This is a genomic window from Haloimpatiens lingqiaonensis, assembly GCF_901447495.1.
Lineage (GTDB): Bacteria > Bacillota > Clostridia > Clostridiales > Clostridiaceae > Haloimpatiens > Haloimpatiens lingqiaonensis.
Map to the genome: position 1 here is coordinate 23,413 of NZ_CABDWS010000004.1, position 18,972 is coordinate 42,384.

The 18,972-nt window shown below is 30.0% G+C and carries 16 protein-coding genes and 1 pseudogene; 15 read left to right on the forward strand and 2 right to left on the reverse strand.

Annotated elements, in window-relative coordinates; all coding sequences use genetic code 11:
• The first annotated feature begins 447 nt into the window (after positions 1 to 447).
• Both FGK85_RS01460 and FGK85_RS01465 read left to right on the forward strand, forming a co-directional pair.
• Entirely contained in the window at positions 448 to 894 is a 447-nt protein-coding gene (locus FGK85_RS01460) for an NfeD family protein (protein ID WP_138203073.1), read from the forward strand.
• Positions 895 to 951: 57 nt separating this feature from the next.
• A complete protein-coding gene (locus tag FGK85_RS01465; RefSeq protein WP_138203075.1) occupies positions 952 to 1,893 on the forward strand; it encodes an SPFH domain-containing protein in 942 nt (313 codons plus the stop codon).
• A gap of 959 nt (positions 1,894 to 2,852) precedes the next feature.
• On the opposite strand, the gene FGK85_RS01470 is transcribed toward FGK85_RS01465, so the two are convergent.
• Entirely contained in the window at positions 2,853 to 4,199 is a 1,347-nt protein-coding gene (locus FGK85_RS01470) for an MATE family efflux transporter (protein WP_138203076.1), read from the reverse strand.
• A 311-nt stretch (positions 4,200 to 4,510) separates the two neighbouring features.
• Here FGK85_RS01470 and map point away from each other — a divergent pair, with 311 nt between their 5' ends.
• The 9 genes from map to FGK85_RS01515 all read left to right on the forward strand — a co-directional run bounded on the left by map (position 4,511) and on the right by FGK85_RS01515 (position 13,333).
• Entirely contained in the window at positions 4,511 to 5,377 is an 867-nt protein-coding gene (map, locus tag FGK85_RS01475; RefSeq protein WP_138203078.1) for a type I methionyl aminopeptidase, read from the forward strand.
• Positions 5,378 to 5,439: 62 nt separating this feature from the next.
• Entirely contained in the window at positions 5,440 to 6,735 is a 1,296-nt protein-coding gene (locus FGK85_RS01480; protein WP_138203080.1) for a hypothetical protein, read from the forward strand.
• A gap of 84 nt (positions 6,736 to 6,819) precedes the next feature.
• Positions 6,820 to 8,031, forward strand: a complete 1,212-nt coding sequence (gene larC, locus FGK85_RS01485; protein ID WP_138203082.1) for a nickel pincer cofactor biosynthesis protein LarC — start codon at positions 6,820 to 6,822, stop codon at positions 8,029 to 8,031.
• A 14-nt stretch (positions 8,032 to 8,045) separates the two neighbouring features.
• A complete protein-coding gene (gene larE / locus FGK85_RS01490; protein ID WP_138203084.1) occupies positions 8,046 to 8,849 on the forward strand; it encodes an ATP-dependent sacrificial sulfur transferase LarE in 804 nt (267 codons plus the stop codon).
• A 20-nt stretch (positions 8,850 to 8,869) separates the two neighbouring features.
• Positions 8,870 to 9,616, forward strand: coding sequence for a nickel pincer cofactor biosynthesis protein LarB (gene larB, locus FGK85_RS01495; RefSeq protein ID WP_138203086.1), 747 nt, complete (start codon positions 8,870 to 8,872; stop codon positions 9,614 to 9,616).
• Positions 9,617 to 9,907: 291 nt separating this feature from the next.
• Positions 9,908 to 11,005: a shikimate dehydrogenase gene (gene aroE / locus FGK85_RS01500; RefSeq protein ID WP_138203088.1), complete on the forward strand. Its 1,098-nt coding sequence runs from the start codon at positions 9,908 to 9,910 to the stop codon at positions 11,003 to 11,005.
• 274 nt (positions 11,006 to 11,279) lie between these two features.
• A complete protein-coding gene (locus tag FGK85_RS01505) occupies positions 11,280 to 11,771 on the forward strand; it encodes a shikimate kinase (protein WP_138203090.1) in 492 nt (163 codons plus the stop codon).
• Positions 11,772 to 11,835: 64 nt separating this feature from the next.
• Positions 11,836 to 12,261, forward strand: a complete 426-nt coding sequence (gene aroQ / locus FGK85_RS01510; protein ID WP_138203092.1) for a type II 3-dehydroquinate dehydratase — start codon at positions 11,836 to 11,838, stop codon at positions 12,259 to 12,261.
• Positions 12,262 to 13,129: 868 nt separating this feature from the next.
• Positions 13,130 to 13,333, forward strand: a complete 204-nt coding sequence (locus FGK85_RS01515) for a heavy-metal-associated domain-containing protein (RefSeq protein WP_138203094.1) — start codon at positions 13,130 to 13,132, stop codon at positions 13,331 to 13,333.
• Positions 13,334 to 13,369: 36 nt separating this feature from the next.
• Here FGK85_RS01515 and FGK85_RS01520 read toward each other — a convergent pair whose 3' ends face one another.
• Positions 13,370 to 14,239 carry a YitT family protein gene (locus tag FGK85_RS01520; protein WP_138203096.1) on the reverse strand — a complete coding sequence of 290 codons (870 nt, stop codon included), beginning with the start codon at positions 14,237 to 14,239 and terminating at the stop codon, positions 13,370 to 13,372.
• A 569-nt stretch (positions 14,240 to 14,808) separates the two neighbouring features.
• On the opposite strand from FGK85_RS01520, the gene FGK85_RS01525 reads away from it, so the two are divergent.
• The 4 genes and pseudogenes from FGK85_RS01525 to FGK85_RS01540 all read left to right on the forward strand — a co-directional run bounded on the left by FGK85_RS01525 (position 14,809) and on the right by FGK85_RS01540 (position 18,495).
• Complete coding sequence (locus FGK85_RS01525; RefSeq protein WP_138203098.1) at positions 14,809 to 15,186, forward strand: RidA family protein; 378 nt, start codon at positions 14,809 to 14,811, stop codon at positions 15,184 to 15,186.
• 575 nt (positions 15,187 to 15,761) lie between these two features.
• On the forward strand, positions 15,762 to 16,427 hold the full coding sequence (locus tag FGK85_RS01530; RefSeq protein WP_138203100.1) for a helix-turn-helix transcriptional regulator: 666 nt from the start codon (positions 15,762 to 15,764) through the stop codon (positions 16,425 to 16,427).
• A 65-nt stretch (positions 16,428 to 16,492) separates the two neighbouring features.
• Positions 16,493 to 17,205 (forward strand): annotated as a pseudogene (locus FGK85_RS01535) (response regulator transcription factor).
• A 39-nt stretch (positions 17,206 to 17,244) separates the two neighbouring features.
• Positions 17,245 to 18,495: a sensor histidine kinase gene (locus FGK85_RS01540; protein ID WP_171011297.1), complete on the forward strand. Its 1,251-nt coding sequence runs from the start codon at positions 17,245 to 17,247 to the stop codon at positions 18,493 to 18,495.
• The last annotated feature ends 477 nt before the right edge of the window (positions 18,496 to 18,972 follow it).

Genomic DNA, 18,972 nt, shown 5'->3' on the forward strand with positions numbered 1-18,972 from the left:
TAATTAACGTTTAATCAAATGTGAATAAACTTTTAATCTTTTGTTTCATACTGTATAATATGAATAAATCAAAGTTTAGCAGAAATACTCCTAAATAAATGTCATAAATTTTAATATAACATAATATATTAGAGGATATAAATTAACAATATAGAATATATATTTTATGAAATAAGTGTTAATTTTACATTTAATAATTATTAATTCAACTTTCACAGTTATAAAATAAAAATATAAAATTTGCAGTTAAGTAATACTTAGGTTAGGTACTAGGTGCTAGGTACTAGGTGCTAAAATATAACATTTGTAGGTAAGTAATATTTTTTACTTCTTACTCCTTACCTTGTATAGTGTAGAACTTAAAATTTATATGCGAAAGTTGAGTTATTAATATTGAAACTTTACTTAGGGGTATTTAAAAATAATTTATGAAAGGGGTTGAATTTTATGGATTGGTTTTTACTGGTTATATGGCTTATAGTTGGAATTGGAACGCTGCTAATAGATATATTAACTAGTGCATTTTTATTTGTTTGGTTTACCGCAGGAGCTATAGCAGCCATAATATGTTTAACATTAGGATTATCTTTTTCTACCCAGCTCATAGTATTTATAGTAGTCAGTGCTTTATTTATGGGCACAGGTTATCCAATTATAAAAAAGAATATCAAAAAAACTGTACCTAAAACAAAAACTATGGAAGAAGGATATATAGGAAGAGAACTATTAGCTGAAAATGATATAGAAGCTAGAGGAAATTTGAAATTAGATGGTATATATTGGACTGTTGAAAACAAAGGAGAATATATTAAAAGGGGTGATAAATTAAAAATAATAGGAATTGAAGGCAATAAACTTATAATACAAAAGATAAAAAAACCTTCGGAAGAATAATTATTAAGATGATCTCAATCCAATATTAAAAAAAATATAAAAAGGAGTGTTTAAGTTATGGCAGGAAAAATTATAACAATAATTATATTATTTATAGTTATAAGTACATTATTGAGTTCTATAAAGGTTGTAAATACTGGTTATGTATTTTTGGTTGAAAGATTTGGACAATTTCATAGGATATTAGAACCAGGTTGGCATTTAGTAATCCCATTTGCAGACTATGTAAGAAAGAAAATATCTACAAAGCAACAAATATTAGATATACAACCTCAAACAGTTATAACTAAAGATAACGTAAATATATCTATAGATAATGTTATTTTTTATAAAGTTTTAAATGCAAAGGATGCAGTTTACAATATAGAAGATTATAAATCAGGTATAGTTTATTCAACTATTACAAATATGAGAAACATAGTTGGAGATATGAGTTTAGATGAAGTTTTATCTGGAAGAGATAGAATCAATAATAAACTTCTACAAATAGTAGATGAAATAACAGATGCTTATGGTATAAAAATACTTTCAGTAGAAATTAAGAATATAATACCACCAGCAGAAATTCAAAATGCTATGGAAAAACAAATGAAAGCAGAAAGAGATAAGAGAGCTACAATTTTACAAGCAGAAGGACAAAAACAAAGCCAAATAGAAAAGGCACAAGGAGAAAAGCAAGCTAGAATACTTGGAGCAGAAGCTGAGAAAGAAGCTAATATAAGACGTGCAGAAGGTCTTAAAGAATCTCAACTTTTAGAAGCACAAGGTAAGGCAGAGGCTATAAGAGCTATAGCAGAGGCTCAAGCAGAAGCTGTAAGAAGAGTCAATGCAGCTATCATCGAATCTGGTACTGATGAAAGAGTAATTGCACTTAAACAAGTGGAGGCTCTTCAAGAAATGGCTAAAAACCCTGCTAACAAGCTTATACTTCCAAATGAAACCCTATCTTCATTAGGAAACATAGCTGCCATAGCAGACACACTTAAAATGAACAAATAGAATAGATTGTGAAGTAAGTGCTATAGGAAAAATCTGCTTTTAATTCCGTGATAAATGTGAAATTTTGGACTGTGAACAATACGCCAAGAACTAAGGGACAATTGAAAATTGACAATTGACAATGGACAATTGATAATTAAGTAAGAAGTAAAAGATTGGGTACTAGGTGCTAGGAAAGGAGGATTTTCCTACACTGCGTTACGGAAAATCTTTAATTGAATATAAGCAATGGTATAGTGGGAAAAGGTATAACTGATTCATTAAATGAAGTGGTTATATCTTTTCTTTAAGGCTTAAAAAATCTTTTATTGGAGATAGGCAAACTACATATATTAAATAATAAATATCAAATATCAAATATCAAATATCAAATAATGTTGAAATTCCTATGGAATTTCTTGAATTTATATTTTTTTAAAACTTCTTCAGGAGTTTTATCCTTCCCTAGTACCTAGAACCTAGAACCTAGTACCTAAAAATTAAGAATTACACTAAATTATTTGGAGATTGCATACTAAAAGAACGGCTCCGCCTAAAAATATTATAAGCTCTTTCTTTTTTATAACTTAAAGATTTTCTGAATAAAATGAAGAAAATCCACATTAATTGATATTTGATATTTAATATCTGATATTTATATATTTAGCCTGGCTATCGCCAGTAGGCTGGTCCCTCACCGTGACGATATACACATACCCTGAAAAATCTGCTTTTAATGGAGTGATAAAATTGAAATTTGGGACTATTGAACTAGTTTTAGAACTTCTTTGTTTTGAAATTTAAAGCCCCGTTAAGAAGCCTTCATTGCTTGAGCGAGGCACGAGTGAGTTTGAAGGCTTTAGGGGCTTTAAATTTCAAAACATTTAGAAGTTCTTAGCGTACTGTTCACAGTCCAAAATTTCAATTTTATCACGGAATTAAAAGCAGATTTTTCTTATGCCACTTCCGTCACAATTTTCCTATTTTAGTTCTTTGATGCTTCTGAATAGGAAAATTGCTGTAAGAATAAAGGAAATTACGTCTGCGCAAGGTTGTGACATCCAAAGGCCGTCTAATTTAAATAAATTAGGAAGTATTAATATAAGTGGAATTAGAATAACCACTTGTCTAAGAAGACTTAGTAACATAGCAGTCTTAGCCTGACCTATGGCTTGGAAATAGTTAGAACCTACAATTTGCATACCTATTATAGGTAGGAAAATCAAATCTATTCTAAGACCACGAGTCCCTATATTTAAAAGTTCTATGTCCTTTGTTGTAAATAAACTTATTAATGTTTTAGGGAATATTTGAACACATAAAAAGCCAAGGGTAGCTATGATAGTGGCAGCTAATATGGCTAATTTTAATGCCCTTTTAACTCTTTTGTAATTTTTAGCTCCATAATTATAGCCAATAATAGGCTGAACACCTTGATTTATTCCAAACATAGGCATAAAAATAAGCATTGATATACTATTTATTATACCCATGGCAGCTACAGCTTTATTTCCACCGTAAGTATAAAGGCCACGGTTGTATAAGACTACTACTACGCTGGCAGCTATTTGCATTGCAAAAGGGGACATACCTATAGCGAATATTGATTTTACAATTTTTAAATCTAGTTTTAAGTTTTCTTTTTTTACTTTTAAAATACTTCCACTTCTTTTGCTTGTAAAATAATACATAACCCATATAGTATTAAAGGTTTCAGAAATTACTGTGGCAATGGCAGCACCTTTAATTCCCATGCCAAATAAGAATATAAATATTGGATCAAGAATAATATTTATAAGGGCTCCAAATATCATTGTAAGCATTGCCATCTTAGGATTTCCTTCTGCTCGAATGCTGTTGTTTATACCAAAGCCTATATTTTGCAGAGGAGCACCTAAAAGTATTATGGTTATATATGTTTTAGCATAAGGAATGCTTTCTTTTCCAGCTCCAAATAGTATTAATAGTTTATCAAGAAATATAATTCCTAAAATACCTATTATTAAGGATATTAATCCATCAAGAAATACTGCATTGCCCAGTATTCTTTCTGCTTCTTCTTTCTTTTTTTCTCCTAGCTTTATAGAAATAAGAGCTGAAGTACCTATGCCCACTAACATTCCAAAGGCCATTATGGTTGTGGATATGGGCATGGTGCTAGTTAGCCCAGAAAGGGCATCGGTACCTATTTTGTCTATATGTCCTATATAGGCTCTATCAACTATGCTGTATAGAGCATTTACCAGCATACCAATAATAGCGGGTATGGAAAATTTAACTAATAATTTTCCAATACTTTCTGTACCCAATTGTTTAGATTTGTCCATGTAATTCTTCCTTTCTTTGAAAAAAATAAATATAATATATAAGTTATTTTTTATTTAATTTTTATGTTTTTTATTTATGATTATATGTAAATTATAAAATAATAGTAATTTAAAATTTTGGAAATTGAGTTAATAATAAATACAAGATATATCAAGGCATAATATATTTATAACATTTTATAAAGTACATTTGCAACGAAGGAATAGTATTTTTAACGAAAAGTTATTAATTGGTGTATAATAGAGATATGGTGGAAATTAATAATTAATTATTAATAGTTAATAGTGATAAAAAAGTTGGAGGTGTTTTTTTGAAAAAAGAATTTTGGAACAAATTATGTTGGTGTGGAAGTGGAAAAAAATATAAGGATTGTCATTTGGATTTAGATATGAGATTAGAAGCTTTAGCGGCAGAGGGGCATATAGTGCCTGATAGAGATATGATAAAAACAGATTTAGAAATAGAAGGTATAAGAAAAAGTGGTAGACTTACCAAGGCTATATTGGATATGGTAGGAGAAAAAATAAAAGAAGGGGTTACTACTGAAGAGGTGAATAATTGGGTGCATCAGTTTACTGTAGAACATGGCGGAATACCAGCGCCTCTTAATTATATGGGATATCCTAAAAGTGTGTGTATTTCTATAAATGAAGTGGTTTGTCATGGTATACCTAATGAAGAAACAGTTTTAAAGAATGGTGACATAGTAAATGTAGATGTAACCACTATATTAGACGGGTATTATTCTGATTCTAGCAGAATGTATATAATTGGTGAAGGCAGTGAAGAGGCAAAAAGATTAGTGAAGGTGGCTAAGGAGTGTTTATATGAGGGTATAAAGGAGGTTAAACCTTTTGCTACCTTGGGGGATATTGGATATTCGGTGCAAAAGCATGCAGAGAAAAATGGATATTCTGTAATAAGAGATTATGGTGGACACGGTATAGGATTAGATTTCCACGAGGACCCTTTTGTGGCTCATTGTGGTGAAAGAGGAAGGGATATGGTTTTATTCCCAGGTATGGTATTTACCATTGAGCCTATGATTAACCAGGGAACTTATGAGTACGATGTTTTAAAAGACGGTTGGACAGTGCTTACTAAGGATAGAAAACTTTCAGCTCAATGGGAGCACACAGTGCTAGTTACAAGAGAAGGCTATGAAATATTAACCTAATGTTTAAAATATCCACAAAATGGATAGAACTATAGGTATAAATAAATTTTAGGAGGGTATATATGGATATATTGGATATGAGAAATAATGGTGATGTAATATTCAATCCAATAGAGAGGGTGAGTGATAAAATAATTTTTGAGAAAATAAAAAAGGTAGGTCATATGTTTCCAGATCACAGGGTGTTTGGATATTATGGTTATGATTTGGAAACTAAAAAATTAAGAAGACTAACAAGTAATTCGCATAGTTTATACAAAGGAGTAGTTTATAATAAGTTCATTGAGGGTGAGGACTGTATATACTATGTAACAAGGGACAGGGAAAAGAATAGAGATCTATATACTTTGTATAGAGTTGATTTAGAGGGACTAGGCAAGGAGTATACTTTATTTAATTTTTACTTGGAAAAACAATATTCTGATATGGAATTTGAGATGATAAACCATCAGTATATATGTGTTTTTGCAAGTGAACCAAATGTTATGAGTATAGGACAGCAATTAGAATTAAAAGATAGTGAAGAACAATATGGGTATCAAAAGGGATATATGTTTAATATAAACTCAGGAGAACAATGGGAAATAAAGGATAAAGATTTTTTAAGAGGATTTAGCCAAGTTTTCTTTAGAACGGAATTAGCAGGAGAAAAATGTATTGTTTATGAGGAAAATTATTTAGATCCAGGGACAATAGAAGATATATATAATACTTATTATAAGAAAAAGTATAAATATATAAAAGCTGATGATATAGAAAATATTGAAGATGAGTTTTATCTTAACGACCATTTGCAATATACTACTGTGGAAAAATTTATTCAAGAAGTAAAAGAAGGAAAAGAAGAATTGACTTTTAATAGTATAGCTTATAAGGGTTTTGAGGGTTACGAAATATTTTCAGGGATCGACAAGGACAATATATATTTTGCCATAAAGGATTTTGAAAAACCTAATGAGGAAATAGTAACTTTTTTAGACAGAAAGACTATGAAAAAGACCATGTATAATATAAAAATGGATAATAAATACGAGGAAAGTGCAGAAAGTATAGAGCACATTGAGGATAACGTAGATATAAAATATAGTTTAGCAGGAAAAAATAAAAATATAATTGCTTATAAGTATATGGATAATGAAACTTATTGCGTAAAAGAGTTATTAAGAGGTAAGGTGGAATATACTTATCCACATAAATTAGGAAAAATGAAGGAGCTTGTAGAGGATAGATATATAATAGCTTGTGAAGATAGCATGTGGAATGAGCAGAAAATTAATGTAATAGATATAAAAGAAAATAAAGTGAAAAGCTATAAGGGATTTTTCAAAATAGTTGATGATACTATGGTTTTATTTTAGTTTTTTTGTATAAAAAGTTGTTATACTGAAAAGCATTCTTATGCTATATTATTAATATGATATTTAACAGTTAGGAGATAAAAGATGAAGGTATTATATTATGATTGTTTTTCAGGTATTAGCGGAGATATGAACCTAGGTGCCATGATAGATTTAGGCGTGGATGAGAATTATTTAATTAATGAACTTAATAAATTAAGTATAAATGAGGAATTCAGTATAGAAATAAAAAAAGATGAAAGAAAAGGAATAAGTGGCACCAAAGTAGATGTTATTTTAAATAAATTAGAACATGGATATCACCATAATGAGGAGCACCACCACGGAGAGCATCATCACAGAAGTTTTAAAGATATAGAGAAGATAATAAATGAAAGCTTACTAGAAGAAAGTGTTAAGGTTATAAGTTTAAGTATATTTAGAAAGCTGGCAGAAGCAGAAGGAAAAGTGCACAATAAGGATTTATACCAAGTGCATTTTCATGAAGTTGGTGCTGTAGACTCTATAGTGGATATAGTTGGAGCAGCCATATGCTTCCAATATTTAAATGTGGATAAAATCTTATGCTCTCCAGTGCAGTTAGGTGGAGGATTTGTAAAGTGCGCCCATGGGGTAATACCTGTACCAGCTCCAGCTGTTATGGAGGTTTTAAAAGGAGTGCCTGTAAAGATGGGGGCAGTGCCTTTTGAAACTACTACTCCAACGGGGGCAGCTATATTGAAGACCATGGTTAGCAAATTTACTGAGGAAAAAGAATTTATTGTAGAGGCTATAGGCTATGGAGTAGGGAATAGGGATACGGAGATTCCTAATTTGCTTAGGGTTTATTTAGGAAGGGTAGAGAAAAAGCAGGAGTTTTATTTTAAAGAAAACTGCTTTATATTAGAATGTAATATAGACGATATGAATCCAGAAATTTATGATTATGTATACCATAAGCTCTTTAAACAGGGAGCTTTGGATGTGTTTATTACTTCTATAATGATGAAAAAAGGTCGTCCTGGGGTAAAGTTAAGTGTACTTTGTCATAAGGATAATAAGGAAGAACTTAAAAAGATATTATTCAAGGAAACCTCTACATTAGGAGTTAGAGAGTGCAGCATGGTTAGAGATGTACTAAAGAGGGATTTTTCTGTGGTAAAAACTTCTTATGGGGATATTAGAGTTAAGAAGGCCTATGTAGATGAAGAGGATGTTAAGGTAAAAGCTGAATATGATGACTGTAAAAAGGCTGCATTAGAATATAATGTGCCAATAAGAAAAGTACTTAGGGAAGTTTACAATAGCATAAAGTAAAGGGGCGATAGCAGGTGGAAAATTCTTTACAAGAAAAGTACTTAAAGCTTTTGGAATATATTAAAACATTAGATAGTTGTGTGGTGGCTTTTTCAGGAGGAGTGGATAGTACTTTTTTATTGAAGGCATGTATTGATGCTTTGGGTGATAATGTTTTGGCAGTTACTATAGACACACCATATATTCCTAGGTGGGAAATTAAAGAAGGAAAAGATTTTGCAAAAAAGTTAAAGGTAAAGCATAAATTTATAAATATTCCTATAATGGATGAAATAAAGAATAATCCTATAGATAGATGTTATTTATGTAAAAAACAAGTATTTTCTGCCATAAAAAAACTCGCCTCTGAAGAAGGATATAAACATGTTGTAGATGGTACAAATTATGATGACACAAAAGACTACAGACCTGGAATGAAGGCTTTAAAGGAATTGGGTATAAAAAGCCCTCTTATGTATATGGAATTTAACAAAAGGCACATAAGGGATTTATCAAAAGAACTAGGTTTATCCACTTGGAAAAAGCCAGCTTATGCTTGTTTACTTTCAAGAATTCCTTATGAAAGTTATATAAAAATAGAGGATCTTAAGAAAATAGAGAAATCAGAAAAATATCTTATGAATATTGGATTTAAGGCTGTAAGAGTTAGATGTCATGGTGATTTAGCTAGAATAGAAGTAGATAAAAATGACTTTAAAAATATATTGGAAGAAGAACTTTTAGATGTTATAGGTGATAAACTTAAAGAATACGGATTTAAATACGTAACCTTAGATGTAAAAGGATACCGAATGAGCGGATTGGAATTGAAAAAATAGTAGAGGAAGGAAGTTATTTCATGAATGAAAATGAAATAAGAGAATTACTTGAAAATGTAAAAAATGGTCATTGTGAAGTAGAAGAGGCATTAGATAATTTAAAGGAACTTCCTTTTAAAGATCTAGGATATGCCAATATAGATAACCATAGAGAAATAAGAGTAGGATACCCTGAGGTTATATACTGTGCAGGAAAGACTGTGGAACAGGTAAGGGGTATAGTAGAATTTATGAATACTAAAAATAACAATATATTAGCTACTCGTGCCACTGAGGAAATGTTTAGGGCAGTGAAGGAAGTTTGCGGTGAGGCTAAATACAATAGCATGGCTAAAATAATAACCATAGAAAAAAGAGAAATACCTAAAAAGGATACATACATAGCGGTGGTTACTGCAGGAACTTCAGATATGCCTGTGGCAGAAGAAGCAGCGGTTACAGCAGAATTTTTAGGAAATAAAGTAGAAAGAATAATAGATGTGGGTGTAGCCGGTATTCATAGGTTATTTAATAAATTAGAAATAATAAGAGGTGCCAAGGTTATTATTGTAGCTGCTGGTATGGAAGGTGCCTTAGCTAGTGTGGTTGGAGGACTGGTGGACAAACCTATAATAGCAGTGCCAACTAGTGTAGGATATGGAGCAAGTTTTAATGGATTAGCAGCTCTTTTATCTATGCTAAATAGTTGTGCCAGTGGAGTTAGTGTTGTAAATATAGACAATGGATTTGGTGCAGGATATTTGGCAAGTGTGATAAATAAACTTTAAATATTGTTGACATAAGTATTTTTAAAGGATATAATTATAATTGGTAAAGATAAAAATTTCTATGAGATATTAATATAGGTGTTATTATAGTTACCGTTAAAAGGAGCAAAAGAAACAAAAAAAGCAGGATGATATGTTGGCAGCGCTCACTCCGTATGGGGTGGGCGCTTTTGATGTACTTTATTTTATAATTATTTAGATAATTGCCTAAATAAGTGATATTATAAATAGAGTTTTTTAGATGGAAATGAATTAAGTTGTAGGATTAATTCCAAAACAAGGGAGGAAATTATGTACAATATACAAGAATTAAGAGATGAGATAGATAATATAGATAAAGAGATAGCTAAACTTATGGAAAAAAGAATGAAGATAGTAAAAAAAATAGCTTTATATAAGAAAAGTAAAGATATGCCCTTTTTAGATACTAAAAGAGAGAAAGAAGTTATAAATAAAAATTTAGATTATGTTAATAATAAGGAGTTTTCTCCATATATTGCGGGAATATTTGAAAGGATAATGGATGAAAGTAAAAAATATCAGCATTGTTTTATTAAATATAAAAGTCTATATGGACTTTTAGGAGAAAAATTAGTACATAGCTTATCACCAGAGATACATGAACATATATTTAAGGAAAAATCCATAAATGGATATTACGAAATTTTAGAATTAAAAAAAGAAGAAATTAAAGAAGTCTTAAATGAATTGGATAAATTAAGGTTTAAAGGAATTAATGTTACAATTCCCTACAAAGTAGATATTATGCAGTATGTGGACGAAATAAGTAAAGAAGCCAGAGAAATAGGGGCAGTAAATACTGTAAAGTTTTGTAATGGGAAATCCATAGGGTATAATACAGATTATTTTGGATTTAAAAAGGTTTTGAAAAAATGGTCTATAGATGTAGAAGGTAAAAATGCTGTGATTTTGGGCAGTGGTGGAGCTGCCTCTATGGTTTATTATTGCTTGTTAAAAGAAGGGGTGTATAATATAACTATTGTAACTAGAAATAGAGAGGCAGTGAATAAAAAAGGGACTTTCCCAAGGGCTAATATAGTAGAATATAAAAATTTAAACCAATTAAAAGATGAATTAAGGGATGAATATATTATAGTAAACACTACTCCTTGCGGTATGTATCCAAACATAGAGGAATCTCCAGTACCTAGAGAATTTTTAAGTAATTTTAAATGGGCAGTGGATCTTATATATAACCCCAAGGAGACCGTATTTCTAAAGTATGCCAGAGAAGAAGGAATAAAATATGTAAATGGGCTATACATGCTAGCAGCCCAAGCTGTGGCAGCAGAGGAAATATGGAATGAAATAAAGATAGAAGAAGGATTAATTGATGAAATATATGAGGTTTTAAAAGAGAAATTATAGATAGAAATTAAATTTAAAGTGAAAAAACAAATATGTAATTTCATTAAGTTGTATTAAATAAAGAGATTTAAATATATTAATTATTCAACCTTCGCAGTTATAAATATAAAGGTAAAATGTAAACTTGAAAATTTAGAAAAAAGGAGAAAAATTTTTTAGTAGCTATTTTGAGTTGAGGGTTGAAAATGAAAGACAAAATTCCTTTAGAGTTTTTGATAAATATAAGTTTAAGAAAGTTTGAGTTAATTAATAAGTTGGGAAATAGGTGTTTAAAATGAAAAAGAACATAATATTAATAGGTATGCCAGGCTGTGGAAAAACTACTTTGGGAAAGAAACTTAGCAGTGAATTAAATATGAAATTTTATGATTTAGATGAATACATAGAAAAAAGAGAAAAGAAAAGTATACAAGATATATTTAAAAATGGAGAAGAAAGTTTTAGAAAAATAGAAAGTGAAGTTTTAAGTGAAGTTTGCAATGATAAACCCTGTATAATAGCCACAGGAGGCGGCATAATAAAAAAACATGAAAATATAGATATGATGAAAAATAGTGGTGTAGTTATTTTTATAGATAGGCCGTTAGAAAAAATAATGGAGGATATTGAAATAAAAAATAGACCTTTATTAAAAGAAGGAAAAGAAAAATTAAAGGCATTATATAATGAGAGATACGAACTTTACATGAAAAGTTGCCACTATAGATTAGAAAACTCAAAGGATGAGAAAGCAGCTATAAAAGGCATTTTAGAGATAGTTTCTTAAGTTATTAGAAATTGCCACTTGATGGTAATATGTTAAAGTTATATTGAAAGAAAGGGGAGTTATTATGAAGATTTTAGTAATAAATGGACCTAATATAAATTTTTTAGGCATAAGAGAAAAAAATATATATGGAAATACTAATTATAAAGATTTATGTGCTTATATAGAAGAGCAGGGTAAAGATTTAGGTTTAGAAGTGCAGGTGGTTCAAAGTAATATAGAGGGTGAAATTATAAATTTCATACAAGAGGCCTATGGAAAGTATGATGGTATAGTAATAAACCCCGCTGCCTATACTCACTATAGTATAGCTATAATGGATGCCATAAAAGCAGTGAATATAAAAACTGTTGAGGTTCACATTAGCAATATACATAGCAGGGAAGAATTTAGAAGAAAATCTGTCATAGCTCCTGCATGTATTGGCCAAATCAGTGGATTTGGCACATATGGATATGTAATGGCATTAATGGCATTAAAGAATTGTTAAGGAAGTACGGTAGGAAAAAACTGCCTTTAATTCCGTGATAAAATTGAAATTTTGGACTGTGAACAATACGCTAAGAACTTCTAAATGTTTTGAAATTTAAATCCCCTAAAGCCTTCAAACTCACTCGTTCCTCGCTCAGACAATGAAGGCTTCTTAACGGGGAGTTAAATTTCAAAACATAGAAGTTCTAAAGCTAGTTCAATAGTCCAAAATTTCAATTTTATCACTCCATTAAAGGCAGTTTTTTCAGGTCATACGTACATTGCTTATGGGAGGAAGGCGGCCTACGAAAGGAGGATTTTCCTCCGCTTTGCTATGGAAAATCTTTAATTTATAAATAAAAAAGCGCTTATAATCTTTTTTAGGCGTAGCCTTCGTTTAGTCGCCAATCCCTAGTCCACAGTCCTCAATCCTTTAAAAATTAGTGATAATTCTTAGTTAGTAGATAGGTACTAAGATATAGGTACTAGGTGCTAGGAGCTAGGTACTAGAAAATAGAAATGTTGAAATTTCACAGGAATTTCAACATTTCTAGAACCTAGAACCTAGAACCTAGAACCTAGAACCTAGAACCTAGAACCTAGAACCTAGAACCTAGAACCTAGAATGAGTACCTAGTTATAATTTTTTTAACAGTGGGCATAATAACCTATATAAAGTACACACATTTATTATATATTAAGTTCCATGATAAAAGGCTAATTAGATGCTCTGATTAGCCTTTTATACTATAAAAATTAATATAGAGGATGGAATAACCTTCATGGCGTGGGTAAACTTGTTTAGTTAGAAAGATTGACCACGAAGCCGCTAGCTTCTATAAGTGGTGGTAGTTCACTTAAAATGAAAAGAAAGGAGAATGCTATTAATGAAAAACAGCCATTATGAGGTTTCAGGTCTAGGGAATTCACAGGATAAAACCAAAGTATTAAATGCATTAGACAGAATAGAAGGAGTTCAAGAAGTGGCAGTAGATTTAGCACGAGGAACCATAGAAATAGGATACAACAGTCCAGCTACTAAGGAAAAGATAATTAAATGCATAGAGAACACTGGATATACAGTAAAATAGACAAGAAAACTTGTCTATTTTACTTATTGAAATTATTTAGTTTGATAAGCTCTTAAATCCTTCACCAAGGGTTTCATGAACATTGTAAGTTATTATAAAAGCTTTTCTGTCAGTTTCATGTATAAATTTTTTTAATTTTATAAATTGTTTTTTATCTAATACTGTATTTATGATTTCTTTTTCCTCATTGGTATAGGCACCTTTTCCTATATATAGAGTAGCACCTCTATCCAATTCTTCAATTATAAATTTCTTTATTTTTTCTCCTTCAGTGCTTAGTATTTCTACCTTTTTGTAGTCATTTAATCCACTGATTACCACGTCTATTATTATGCCAAGAATTATTACTCCTAATAAAGCGTACATACCTTTTTTTATTCCAAAAGTATAAGTAGCTAATATAGTTATTACTAAATCTACTATTAAAAGAGCTTTTCCTAATTCAATGTGAGCATATTTATTAAGTATTTTAGCAACTATATCAGTACCACCAGTAGATGCATTTTGTTCAAAAACTATAGCTATACCAACAGCACATAATAGAGAACCAAATAATAATTCTATTAATAAATCATCTGTGAATGGTTTAGACATAGGCATAGTTTTTTCCATAATCCATACCATTAAGGAAAATGCAAAACTTGCATAAACGGATCTGGCTCCAAAACTAGAATCTATAAATACAAATCCTACCACAAATAAAACCAAATTCATTAAAGTCATCAATAAACCTATACTTAAATTTGGAATGTAAGGTTGAATTACCATAGCAAGACCACTAACGCCACCGGCAGCGATATCATTTGGAACTAGAAAGAAATATGTACCAGCTGCAGTTATGATAAGTCCAATATGGAGTAAAATCATTTCTTTTAAAAACTCTTTAGCGTTAAAAACTTTCTTCATATTTAAAACCTCCCTTAAATTTTTTATCTAATAAGTATTTTTATATTTTATATTTTATGGACTTTTATAGAAAATTGGCAAAAATCTTTGTTGTTTGCCTCAGTTATAGTTTACTAAATTATTTAAAAATTAATAATTTATTATTTTCCATAAAAAAATCTCTTAACCAAAGGCTAAGAGGTATAATCAACAGAGAAGAACATTCTGTATCTTTTGTTTTAAGTTATATTTAAATTTCAGTTTAAATTTGCAAATTTCAACTATATATTACAATGTTTTAATAAAAATATCAATACTTAGTTTTAAAGTGCTAAATGAAGTTTAAATATTTGAAATATTTACAACTATATTTTTAATTTAATATTAATTTTTTTACTAGTTACTAAATGTAATTATAGAATTTTAAATAATAAAATTTGCTATACTAAAATATTGTTAAAAATTAATAAGAAAATAATAAAAGAGGAATATAAATTCTATTGAAATGCAAAAATATATATATTATAATTAATTTAATGTGAAAAAAAATTAGTACCATGAAAAAAAATTATCATCGAGGAGGAAAAAATATGAATAAATCAGTTATTTCAACAAATGCAGCACCAGGTGCTATAGGACCATACTCTCAAGGAATAAAAATAGGAGAATTAGTATATACTTCAGGACAACTTCCAATAGATCCTAAAACAGGTGAAATGCCAGCTACTATAGAAGAGCAAACAAAACAATCATTAGAAAATGTAAAAGCTATATTAGAAGCAGCAGGTAGTGACTTAAGCAAAGTTGTTAAAACTACTGTTTTCTTAAGCGATATAAACAACTTCGGTAAAATGAATGAAGTTTATGCACAATTCTTTACAGCTGATTATCCAGCAAGAAGTGCATTCCAAGTAGCTAAATTACCTAAAGATGCTTTAGTTGAAATAGAAGTAGTAGCTATAGCATAATACAAGGATATTTAAAATATGTTATATAGCTATAAAAAAGATTAAACCTCAAAAAAGGTACAATGCGGTGGAATTATGAAATTTCTCTTCCATGACTTGCATAGAAGCTCGGAACAATAAATTTAATTTAAGAAATTCTAATCTTTTAGCCAGATAAAATTATCTAACGCTCACATTCAGCGTCGTGCCTCAGGTTCGCTAGCCTGGCGTCCTTGCCAGGCTTACGATAATTTTATCTGTCTAAAAGAAGAATTTCTAAAATTAAATTTAAATAGTTCCTTTGCTTCTTATGCAAGTTATTCCAGAGAAATTTCATAATTCGATATTTTGGTGGGAAAATCATAAAAATAGTTTATCCGATGACTACCTGCCGTAACACTCCCACTTTTAACAAAGTGCGAGTTAACGGCAGCTACGTCCCTGGATAACGATCTCTAACCTTCAGATGGAGTAAAACTTCATCTGAAGCTAAGAGCTCTGTTTATAACATAAAGAGTTAGATATAAATTGGGTTATTTTAAGTTTTGGGCTTAAGATGACCCTTTTATAGATTAAGGTTTTAAGGAGAAAAGGTAATGAGTAGTAGAGACAAATTAAAAAAATATATACCACTAGTGGAGTTCATGGGAAAAGTACTTGGAAAAAATTCTGAAGTGGTTTTGCATGATATAAATAATTTAGATAATTCTATAGTGGCAATAGCTAATGGGCATATAAGTGGTAGAACTGTTGGGGGACCCGTTACAGATTTGGTTTTAAAGATATTAAAGGATGGAAGTTATAAAGAGAAAAATTATATATGTAATTATAAGGGAGTCTCTAGAGATAATAAAACGTTGAAATCCTCTAGTTATTTTATAAAAGATGATAATGGAAAGTTAATAGGAATGATATGTATTAATACGGATATTACCAATATTATAAAGGTAAAAGATATGTTAGATGCCTTTGCATTTATAGAAGAGGAAGATACTGAAAAGGAATCAGAGGAATCTGGGGAAGTATCTGTATTTGAAAATCTAGATAAAAATGTTGAGGATGTAATTAGTTCCATAATAAATAGTGTAATGGAGGAATATTCAATACCACCAGAAAGAATGAGTTTAGAGGAAAAAATGCAAGTAGTTAAAAAGTTAAATGAAAAGGGTGTATTTTTATTAAAAGGTGGAGTAAGTGAAGTGGCTAAAAGCTTAAGGGCTTCAGATACTACTATATATAGATATATAAACAAGTTAAAATAGTTGAAGAATCAGTTTTACTTTTGTATTATAAAGGTGAACTGATTTTTTTTTAGAGGAGGCTTGAAATGGCGACTATTTTATTAGTGGAAGATGATGAAGCTTTAGCTATGGGAATAGAATATAGTTTAAAAAATGAAGATTTTAATGTTTATGTAGGAAATACTATAAAAGAAAGCAAGAAAATTTTTATGGAAAATCCAATAGATTTAATATTACTAGATGTAACTTTGCCTGATGGAAATGGATATGATTTATGTAAATATATAAGGGAAAAAAGCCAGGTGCCTATAATATTTTAACTGCCTGTGATGATGAAGTAAATATTGTATTGGGATTAGATATGGGTGGAGATGACTATATAACTAAGCCTTTTAGGTTAAGAGAAATGATATCTAGAATAAAGGCAGTTATGAGAAGAAAGAACTTTGCAGCTGATAAAAAATTAGTGGAGAAAAAATCTGAAGCATCGTCAAATATAATACAGTCAAATGGTATAGAAATACATACCTTAAAGACACAGGTGTTTAAAGAGGAAAAAGAAATTTTTCTTACTCCTGTAGAATATAAGCTTTTGTGTTTATTTATTCAGAATCCCAATATAACCTTAAAGAGGGAAGTTATACTAGAAAAACTTTGGGATTCTTCGGGAGAATTTGTGGATGACAATACTTTGTCTGTTTATATAAAAAGGCTTAGAAAAAAAATAGAGGATAATGATTCCCATATAAAATCTATAGTAACGGTTAGAGGGATAGGATATAAGTGGAGTCAACAATAAAATATATAAATAATGAATTATATGAAAAGGGTGGATTTTATGAGGGAATTTTATAGAAATTATGAAGTTAAAAGAATTACCGTAATGCTTATTGCTTTAAATATAATATTTTTAATTGGAACATATTTTTATACTGAAAATAAAGTAAAGATCTTGTCAAGGGAAATAGTAAATCAAAATGCTGCAGTGGTGGGTGTAGCTCTTCAAAAGCATCCAGATTTGGAGGAAGATTTGATTAGATGTTACACCAATGGGGCAACTAAAGAAATATTAGCTAAGGGAGAAAAAATGCTAGAGAGCTATGGCTACAGTATAAGAACCCCTTTAGAAAAAATGCCTATTATTAATCACATGTACAGTACTTTCTCAAAAATTAATTTATTTAGTATAGTACTGATTTTTGTATTTACCATAATTATAATAATGAGAGAATATAAATATATCTTTAAAAAAATAAAAGTTATAAGCAAAGCTGCAGAAAAAGTTGTAGAGGGTGACTTTACTGTAAAAATATTAGAGGGCAAAGAAGGAGAATTTAATATATTAGCACATCAGTTTAATCAAATGTCTGTAAGACTAGAAAACAGCATAGAAAATCTAAAAAAAGATAAAAATTTTTTAAAGGAAATAATTTCTGATATATCCCATCAATTAAAAACACCCCTATCGTCTCTTATGCTTTTTAACGAACTTTTTTTGGAGGGTTCTATAAAAAGTGAGGAAGAAAAAAATAAATTCTATATTAAAAGTAAAATTCAATTGGAAAGAATGGAGTGGCTTATTAAAAATTTATTGAAGATAGCCAAGATTGAAGCTAATGCTGTGGAATTTGAAAAAACATATAATCCTATTTTACTTACAGTAAATAAGGCCTTGGAGCCATTAAAGGTAAAGTGGGAATCAAAAAATCAAAGGGTAAATGTAGATATAAATAGGTATGTAAAACTTAAACATGACGTTAATTGGACGGCAGAAAGTATAACTAATATAGTTAAAAATTGCATAGAGCACACTGAAGAGGGCGGAGAAATAAACATAATAGCATCAGAAACTCCCATCTATACCAGCTTGGTAATTAGTGATAACGGATCAGGAATAGCAAAGGAAGATTTGCCTCATATATTTGAAAGATTTTACAAAGGTAGGAGAAATAAGAATAGTGACAGTGTAGGCATAGGACTTGCGCTCTCAAAGAGTATTATAGAAGGGCAAGATGGAAGCATTCAGGTTAGAAGCCAGGAGGGGGAAGGCAGTGAATTTACCATAATGTTTCTTAAAGGAACTATATAAGAATGTTGCGACGCAACATTCTTATAATTGACAATTGACAATTGACAATTATGGATGTTTTGCTAATGCAAAACTAAAATTAAAAACAGAAAAAGACCTAAATATAGATAAATTCTATGTTTAGGTCTTTTAAAATTTTAGTTTTTCTGTAAGAAAAACTTCCTTCATTGTCCATTGTCAATTGTCAATTGTCAATTCGTGCTTCCCCCATAAATTCTAAATTTAAGAAATTCCATAGGAATTTCAACATTAATTGATAATTGATATTTGATATTTCTATATTTTCCCTAGCACCTAGTACCTAGTACCCAGTACCCAGTACCTAATCTTTTACTTCTTACTTAATTCTCAATTGTCCATTGTCAATTGTCAATTTTCAATTGTCCCTTGTTCCTTAGTTCTTAGCGTACTGTTCACAGTCCAAAATTTCAATTTTATCACGGAATTAAAGGCAGTTTTTTCCTACGGCACTTACTT